Here is an 8,026-nt window from a genome sequence, read left to right as displayed (position 1 = left end):
TGCCGATGTGGAGCGGGTGATGTCACTTTGTAGCCGAGATTGGATAAAACTGACCTAATGTTTAATCCGATTGGTATCACTCCCTGGAGGCGCATGCCCTGAAAGGGGCCTTGGAGGTAGAGGGAGTCAGGGTGCGCCTCAGCGGCGAAGGGCTCTCCGGCGCGCTTGGGGAGCTGCCGGTGGATCTGCTGCAAGTGACCCTGATGGTGAACGAGCGGGATCGTCAGCGGGCGGGCCGGATCATCGAGCGCTACCAGCAGCGCCAGGGCAACGGCTGGCTGTGCGGCCAGTGCGGGGAGGAGAACGGCGCCAACTTCGATATCTGCTGGCGCTGCCATCACGATCCCCAGGATCATTGAACGCCCCTCGCGCCCTCAGCGCAGGGTGAAGTCGATGTCATCCCCCGCATGGGCATCGTGGTAGGTGGCGAGATCCAGCTCCTTCTCGCTGCGGGCGATGAGCACGGAGACCAGGATGTCGCCGGAGACGTTGACCGTGGTGCGCGCCATGTCGAGGATCCGGTCTATGCCGGCGATGAGCGCCACCCCTTCCAGCGGCAGTCCCACGGCAGTGAGGGTCAGGGTCAGCAGCATCAGCCCGGTACCGGGTGTGCCCGCCGTGCCGATGCTGGCCAGCGTGACGATGCTGATGAGGGTCAGGTAGTCCACCAGATGCAGATCCACCCCGAAGGCCTGGGCCACGAACAGGGCGGTGACTCCCTGATAGAGGGCGGTGCCATCCATGTTGATGGTGGCGCCGATGGGCAGCACCTTGGCGGTGATGGCGGGGGAGACCCCGAGCCTGCGTTCGGCGCAGGCCAGGCTGATGGGCAGGGTGCTGCTGCTTGAACTGCTGGTGAAGGCCACCGCCTGGGCATCGACGATGCTCTTGAAGTAGTGCAACGGGTTGAGGCGCGCCATCAGGAGCAGCAGGCTGCTGTAGACGCCAAGCACGTGGAGCAGGCAGCCGAGGTAGACGGCGCCGATCACCTTGAGCAGCGGCAACAGCAGGCTGACGCCGTACTTGCCGGTCATCCAGGCCATCAGGGCGCAGACGCCATAGGGGGCCAGGGCCATCACCATCTGGGTCAGCTTGAACATTCCCTCCGCTAGGGAGGTAAAGAACAGGATGGCGGGGCGGCCGCGTCGCCCGGTGGCGTTGAGGGCGAGAGCGAGGGCCACGGCGAACACGATCACCTGCAATATCTTGCCATCGCCCATGGCCTGCACCGGGTTGCGCGGCACCAGGTGGCTCAGCACGCTGGCCAGGGTAGGTTGCTGCGCCATGGCGCCCCGTTCATAAGGACCCATATTGGCGCCCATGCCCGGTTCCAGCAGCCAGCCCATCATCAGGCCGATGCAGATGGCGACGGCGGTGGAGCAGAGATAGAAGCCGATGGCCTTGCCGGCGATGCGGTCGAGCCGCTTGCCCTTGAGCAGGGCAGTGAGGCCTGCCAGGACGGAACAGAAGATGAGGGGCACCATCAGCATCTGGATGGTGTTGACGAACAGGACGCCGATGGGCTTGAGCAGCAGGGCCTGCTCGCTGAAGCAGAGCCCCAGACCTATCCCGGTCAGCATGCCGAGCAGGGTCTTCAACCAGAGCGGGCGACGGGTCCAGATCCGCCAGGGTTTGAAGACCAATCCATGGAACAGCATGACGCCAATATCCTTATTTTCTGTCTGCGGTGGCAAAAAGGGGCGACAGTGTAGCCATCCCCCCGTCAGGTTGCCACATTATCGACAAAGCGGCGCTCACGACCAGCCCGCTGGCGTTAAAAAAGGCGTTTTGTTGGCCTATATCAAGAACCCTCTCCGGGCTTCGGGCTTTAATTGTCATCTGACATGATGATTAAAGAGGTTCGAGATGTCCCAATCGATACACGGTCACGAAGTGATGGAGATGATGCTGGAGCAGGAGAGTCCGTTTACCCGGGCCAGCCTCAGGGCGGCGATCGCCTCGCGCTTCGGTGCCGAGGCCCGGTTCCACACCTGCAGCGCCAGCGAGATGGACGCTGACGCCCTGATCGACTTCCTGGCCAGGCGCGGCAAGTTCATCGACTCGGAGTCAGGGTTCCAGACCCGCGCCGACAAGATCTGCAACCACGGATGATCGCCAGCGGCGAGCGCGGTGGGGCGCTCGCCGAATCCCGCCACCTTTGTTATATTTCGCCCTCCTTCCCCTCTTGTTGAAAGGTTCTGCCCGGGCGCTCTATGGACACATTCTCCGCTGCCGTCATGCTGTTTCTGATCATGGATCCGCTGGGCAACCTGCCGGTCTTCCTCTCCATCCTGCGCCATGTCGACCCCAAGCGTCGACGCAAGGTAATGCTGCGGGAGCTGTTGTTTTCACTGGTGATCATGATGGGCTTCCTGTTCGCCGGTCAGCAGATCCTGAGCTTCCTCAACCTGCGTCAGGAGGCGGTCAGCATCGCGGGGGGCATCATCCTCTTCCTCATCGCCATCAAGATGATCTTCCCGAGCCCCGGTGGCGTGACCGGGCTGGCGGCGGGGGAGGAGCCCTTCCTGGTGCCCATGGCCATCCCCATGATTGCGGGCCCCTCCATCCTGGCTTCCCTGCTGCTTCTGGCCAACCAGGAGCCGACCCGGATGGTGGACTGGTCATTGGCCCTGCTGATGGCCTGGGGGGCCAGCGCCGTGATCCTGATGTTCTACGAGCTGTTCAACAAGCTGCTGGGTGAGCGAGGACTCACCGCGGTGGAGCGGCTGATGGGCATGCTGCTGGTGATGATCTCGGTGCAGATGCTGCTGGATGGGGTACACCACTATCTGGCGGTGACGGGTCAGAACTGACGGGGCGAATGCTGATGTCAACGTGAAACGGGGCTTCTTGAGCCCCGTTTTTTTTGCGCGTCAGGCGGCAGCGGCCGGGCCGTCCGCCGAGGTTTCCAGCTTGCCCATGATGAGGGCGAGCAGGGTCTCCCGCAGCCAGCGGTGGCCCGGATCCTCCTCGTGGCGCTGATGCCAGATGAGCAGGTGGGAGATGCTGTCCAGGGCGATGGGCAGCGGCAGCGGCACCAGGGGATAGACCTGGGTCGCGTGGCGGGCATAGAGCCTGGAGAGGGTCACTATCATGTCCGAGTGCATGCCCATGCGCAGGGCCGCCTCGAAGGAGGGCACGGTCGCCTCGATCCGGCGATAGAGATCCTGCTCCGCCAGCTTGTGATCCAGCATCCAGCGATCCCGCCCCTCGCAGTAGGTCTGCACATGGGGATAGGCGAGGTAACGGGCGAGATCCCACTCGGGCTCCTGCAAGGCAGGGTGATCCCGTTGCACCAGGCAGGTGAGATCGTCGATGGTGAGCAACCGCTGGCAGATGGCGTTGGGCAGGGTGTCGAGGCGAAAATCCGAATTGATGCAGTTCTCCCGCACCGTGAAGGCGATATCCACCTGGCCCTGGCTCATCTCGGTCAGGCTGTGTTCGGTCCACTCCTCGTAGCGCAGGCGGATGCCAGGGGCCTGACGCTTCAGTTCGCTCAGGTAGAGGGGGGCAAACAGGGTGAAGGCGCTGTCCATGCTGGCGATGACGAACTCCCGCTCCGTGCTGGCGGGATCGAAGTCCGGCGGCTGGATCAGGTTGTCCAGGGAGAGCAGTATGGGCTGCAGTTGCTGCTGGAGATCCAGGGCGCGGGGAGTGGGATCCATCCCGTAGGCCGAGCGCACGAACAGGGGATCGTCAAAGGTCTCCCGCAACCGTCCGAGGGCCTTGCTGACGGCGGACTGGCTCAGGTGCAAACGGCGTGCAGCCCGGCTGCCGTTGCGCTCTTCCAGCAAGACTTGCAGGATTATCAACAGATTAAGGTCTATGCGTGCAAGCTGTTCCAGCAACATGATATGAATCCTCTTCAATTCCTAGATGAATATATACCATTTGTTTTCATATCTTGGCGATCCTATGCTCGACGGGTCTCTCGCCCTGGTGGCGGCTGGTACAGGATGTAGCGGTTGAGGGGACAAGTAGCACCGACTCATACGGCGGCCCATGGTCGCCGTATTTTTTTGCGCCTCGTCGCCGTTTTTGCGCGATTTTTTCGCCAACTTGCACCTGCCTTGATTTTGCCCAACAATCGATACGCTTTCTTTTGATACAACCTCCAGGTATCTAACAGTCAGGAGTCTCCCTATGGGACTGGGTGGCATTCATATCTGGCATCTGCTGATCCTGCTCGTGGTCGTCGTCGTGGTGTTTGGCAGCAAACGCCTGGCTGGCGCCGGTGAGGATCTGGGCACTGCCATCAGGGATTTTCGCAACGCCTTGCGCGACGATGACAATATCCGGAATAAGTAGGAGTGAACGTATGTCTGTAGACGAGAAAGTGGAACTGAACGAGACCTGTGACAGTTGTGGCTGTTTTGCCGAAATCGGCACCATCATCGGCGAAGGTGACGACGTCATGGAGCTGGTGATCGAGGCCGCTGCAGAAGCCGACGCCCGTGAGAAATTTGCAGCTTACGAGGCGCTGGCCAAGCAGGTCACTGCCGACGCCAAAAGCAGCAGCGAGCTGAGCCGGGGCCCGGATGGCGTGATCCTGAAGGCCCGCCTGCAATTCACCTGCACCGCCGAGAAGCTGATCTTCGAGATGCGCGCCCGCTCCCTCTGAGATCGTGATGACACGGCAGGCTTGCCTGCCGTCTTGCTCTGCCCCTCGCTTTTTCCCTCCCTTTGCGTTGTATAGTGAGTTATCCCACGGACGATCCGTTTTCCGTCCGGCATGCGCCGATCGGCAGAAGATCCCGCGACGCCCCATGACTTGGCGCAGGCGCCTTCTCTGACAGACCCGACGGTGCGCACCGGCCCACAGCGAGGTGGTTACATCATGATGCGGCGATGGATCTGGGCCCTGCTGGCTCTCTGCTCTCTCCCTCTGCTGGCGGCGGATCTCAAGCCGCAGTTGCTGCCCCAGGCCGGTGATCTCGAACACATCCTGCAAAAAAAAGAGCTCAGGGCCCTGGTGGTCTATGAGCGGGGTTTTTTCTTTTTCGACAAGGGAGCCCAGTACGGCATCCTGGTCAATCAGCTTCAGGGATTCGAGCGCTGGTTGAACCAGACCTACCTGGCCAAGGAGAAGCTCAAGCTCAAGATCATTTATATCCCGGTGCGCCAGGACAAGCTGCTGGACTATCTGGCCGAGGGGCGCGGGGATCTGGTGGCCGCCAACCTGACGGTCACCCCCACCCGGCGCGAGCAGGTGACCTTCTCCCAGCCGCTGATCGCCCCCATCGAGGAGTGGGTGGTGAGCCAGCGGGATCTCCCTGCCTTCAATCGCATCACCCAGCTGTCCGGCCGGCGGATCTGGGTGCGAGCCAGCTCCAGTTATTTCGAGAGCCTGCACCAGCTCAACTGGCTGTTTCGGGAGCTGGGGTTGCCCCCGGTCTACATCGAGACGGTTCCCGAATACCTGCAGGACGGGGACCTGCTGGAGATGGTGTCAGCCGGGATCATTCCGCTGACGGTCACCGACAGCTTCAAGGGGCGGATCTGGCTCGACATGATTGGCGGCCTCAAGGCCCACAGACTGATACCGCTGCGGGACAAGGGGCGCAGCGCCTGGGCCCTGCGCAACAACAGCCCGGAGCTGCTCAAGGCGGTGAACGCCTACATCTCGGAGTCGAGCAAGCGGACCCTCTACAGTGACATGACATTGCGCCGCCTGCTGGCGCAGAGCGACCGCATGAGCAACATACTGGCGCCGGACCCGCTGGGGCGACTGTCGACCATTCGCAAGGTACTGGAGGCCCAGGCGGACAAGTATCAGCTGGACTGGCTGATGCTGGCCGCGCTGGCTTACAAGGAGTCGGGGCTCAATCCCAATGTCGGCTCTCACCGGGGGGCCGTCGGCATCATGCAACTGCTGCCGAGTACCGGCAAGGAGGTGGGGATCCGAGGCGCCAGACTCACCAGTCTGGAGGGCAATGTGGAGGCGGCCTGTCGCTACATGCGACTCATCCTGGACACCTACTTCAATGATCCCGGGATGGACAGGCTCAATCGCCATCTGTTCGCCCTGGCCGCCTACAATTCGGGTCCGAACCGGGTCCAGGCATTGCAGGCCAAGGCGGCCGACAAGGGGCTGGATCCGAACGTCTGGTTTGGCAACGTGGAGCAGCTGGTGGCCAACGACGTGGGCCAGGGGCCCATCAACTACGTTGGCACCATCTACAAATACTACGTGGCCTACCGTTTCAGCCTGCCCCAGCTGGAGGGCAAGTCAGAGGCCATCGAGGCGGTGCAGCCCTGAGCCTGTCAATGCTGGCCGGGGAGGGGATCATCGTGATGCTGCGCAAAGGGTTCCCAGCCCAGATCCCGGTGCTGCTGGTACCAGGGCATCAACAGCCTGGCCGGGGTGGGATCCGGTTGGCTGGCATGAGGTCTCTGACTGAGGGAGGGGTGGTCGCGCAGTTCCATCATCGGCTCCTTGACACTGGGCTATCGGGGCGGTTGTCTGGGTTATGCCACCACCAGATGACAGGGAGATGACCCTTGATCCCCGCCGAGTTTGCCTTGCTCGCCGATCCCGGCGCCGCCCTGAAAGCCCGATGCCAGTTGATCCGCCAGGCTCGCCACCGGATCCTCGCCCAGTATTACAGCTGGGAAGAGGACGGCAGCGGCAAGCTGCTGCTGGCGGAGCTGGTGCGGGCGGCCAGGCGCGGAGTGGTAGTGCAACTGCTCATCGACGATCTCTACGGCGGGGAGAACCGCTTTCTGGAGGCGGTGGCGGCGGAACCGGGCATCGAGGTGCGCCTGTTCAACCCCTTCTGGCTGCGGGGCTGGCGTCCCCTTACCTTGCTGCTGGAAGGGGTGCTGAGCTTTCGCCGCATCAACCACCGGATGCACAACAAGCTGCTGCTGGTGGATGGCAGCCAGGCGGTGATCGGCGGGCGCAACATCGGTGATCGTTACTTCGGGCTGGGGATGCCGCCTCACTTCATCGACCTGGATCTGGTCTGCCGCGGCCCCCTCTGTCAGCAGGCCGAGCAGGGGTTCGCGCTGTTCTGGCACAGTCGCTGGAGCCACCCGGTCCGTCGCCTGTTGAGACGCCCCTTGCTGCCAGCCGAAACCCGGGCCCTGAACGACTTCCTGCTGACCCTGACCGACCCCGCCATGGCGGCCGCCTATGATCTGCCGGCCACTCTGTTTGATGAGTGCCCCATTCCCCTTTGCTGGCATCCCGGGCGAGGGCAGTGCTGGTTCGATCGCCCCGGCAAGGGGCTGGTCGCCCGGCCGACCACGGCGCCCCTGCTGGGACGCATGCTGGCGAGCAATCAGGGGGCCCTGAGGTTGGTGAGCCCTTACCTGGTCCTGACACGGGGGCTGCGTCGCCGGCTCAAGGGGCAGCGACGGCAGGGGGTCGACATCGAGATCCTGACCAACTCCCTGGCCAGCACGGACGTGCCCCTGGTCTATGGCGCCTATCGACGTCACCGCCACTGGCTCGAGCGTCAGGGGGTCACCCTGTTCGAGCTGACGACGGAGGCGTTCAGTCTGCATGCCAAGCTGATCCTGATGGGGAAGGAGGAGGCGCTGCTCGGCAGTTTCAACCTGGATCCCCGCTCCCTGATGCTCAACACCGAGTTGATGCTGCACCTCCATAGCCCGACGCTGTGCGACGAGTTGCAGCAACTCATCGATGGCTGGTTGCAGCAGGCCGTGCACCCGGTGGTGGCGTCCCCCTCTGCATGGCGGCGCCTGCTGGCGCAATTGAGCGATTGGTTACCTTTGCATCGTTGGTTGTGAGTGGGATCCGCCTTGTGCGAGATCTCGCAAAGCCTTGTGCGCCTTCGAGGATAACGTTTGCCATCCAAAGACGGGACTGGATTGCATCGTATTGTTTTTAATCGATTTATATTAAGAGTGCAGTAACAATCCAGGGGCCTCGACTGCATAGAGGTGCGTGTAGAACGGTTTTTTATTTTATTTAACTGCGTAGTATCTCGAGTGCAAGGACAAACACGGCGGCTGGTCTGCCGTGTGGGTGACGGCAACAGGGGAAATGGGCCAACCGGAT

General features: G+C 62.3%; 10 protein-coding genes. 7 read left to right on the top strand and 3 right to left on the bottom strand.

Going from position 1 to position 8,026, the window contains the following annotated elements:
• The first annotated feature begins 83 nt into the window (after window positions 1-83).
• Window positions 84-359, top strand: a complete 276-nt coding sequence (locus OKC41_RS06810) for a DUF2007 domain-containing protein (RefSeq protein ID WP_270671817.1) — start codon at window positions 84-86, stop codon at window positions 357-359.
• A gap of 15 nt (window positions 360-374) precedes the next feature.
• On the opposite strand, the gene OKC41_RS06805 is transcribed toward OKC41_RS06810, so the two are convergent.
• The gene (locus OKC41_RS06805; RefSeq protein WP_039040404.1) at window positions 375-1,658 is read right to left on the bottom strand and encodes a dicarboxylate/amino acid:cation symporter; all 1,284 of its coding nucleotides are present in this window, start codon (window positions 1,656-1,658) and stop codon (window positions 375-377) included.
• Between the two features lie 208 nt (window positions 1,659-1,866).
• Between OKC41_RS06805 and OKC41_RS06800 the strand changes: the two genes are divergently transcribed.
• Window positions 1,867-2,112 carry a YecH family metal-binding protein gene (locus tag OKC41_RS06800; protein WP_039040405.1) on the top strand — a complete coding sequence of 82 codons (246 nt, stop codon included), beginning with the start codon at window positions 1,867-1,869 and terminating at the stop codon, window positions 2,110-2,112.
• Between the two features lie 101 nt (window positions 2,113-2,213).
• A complete protein-coding gene (locus tag OKC41_RS06795) occupies window positions 2,214-2,813 on the top strand; it encodes a YhgN family NAAT transporter (protein WP_010672590.1) in 600 nt (199 codons plus the stop codon).
• 60 nt (window positions 2,814-2,873) lie between these two features.
• Here OKC41_RS06795 and OKC41_RS06790 read toward each other — a convergent pair whose 3' ends face one another.
• On the bottom strand, window positions 2,874-3,851 hold the full coding sequence (locus OKC41_RS06790; protein ID WP_010672591.1) for a LysR substrate-binding domain-containing protein: 978 nt from the start codon (window positions 3,849-3,851) through the stop codon (window positions 2,874-2,876).
• A 292-nt stretch (window positions 3,852-4,143) separates the two neighbouring features.
• Between OKC41_RS06790 and tatA the strand changes: the two genes are divergently transcribed.
• The 3 genes from tatA (at window position 4,144) to OKC41_RS06775 (ending at window position 6,259) form a co-directional block, all read left to right on the top strand.
• Entirely contained in the window at window positions 4,144-4,308 is a 165-nt protein-coding gene (gene tatA, locus OKC41_RS06785) for a twin-arginine translocase TatA/TatE family subunit (RefSeq protein ID WP_010672592.1), read from the top strand.
• 10 nt (window positions 4,309-4,318) lie between these two features.
• Window positions 4,319-4,621, top strand: a complete 303-nt coding sequence (locus OKC41_RS06780; RefSeq protein ID WP_053288055.1) for a YfcZ/YiiS family protein — start codon at window positions 4,319-4,321, stop codon at window positions 4,619-4,621.
• Window positions 4,622-4,837: 216 nt separating this feature from the next.
• Window positions 4,838-6,259: a lytic transglycosylase F gene (locus OKC41_RS06775; RefSeq protein WP_270671815.1), complete on the top strand. Its 1,422-nt coding sequence runs from the start codon at window positions 4,838-4,840 to the stop codon at window positions 6,257-6,259.
• Window positions 6,260-6,264: 5 nt separating this feature from the next.
• Here OKC41_RS06775 and OKC41_RS06770 read toward each other — a convergent pair whose 3' ends face one another.
• A complete protein-coding gene (locus OKC41_RS06770; RefSeq protein WP_201894930.1) occupies window positions 6,265-6,426 on the bottom strand; it encodes a hypothetical protein in 162 nt (53 codons plus the stop codon).
• A gap of 75 nt (window positions 6,427-6,501) precedes the next feature.
• On the opposite strand from OKC41_RS06770, the gene OKC41_RS06765 reads away from it, so the two are divergent.
• Complete coding sequence (locus OKC41_RS06765; RefSeq protein ID WP_201894931.1) at window positions 6,502-7,755, top strand: phosphatidylserine/phosphatidylglycerophosphate/cardiolipin synthase family protein; 1,254 nt, start codon at window positions 6,502-6,504, stop codon at window positions 7,753-7,755.
• The last annotated feature ends 271 nt before the right edge of the window (window positions 7,756-8,026 follow it).

This window comes from Aeromonas sp. QDB17, assembly GCF_027705305.1.
GTDB classification, from domain to species: domain Bacteria; phylum Pseudomonadota; class Gammaproteobacteria; order Enterobacterales; family Aeromonadaceae; genus Aeromonas; species Aeromonas caviae.
The sequence above is the reverse complement of the archived record's forward strand: the minus strand, read 5'-3'. Positions and strand labels throughout refer to the sequence as shown.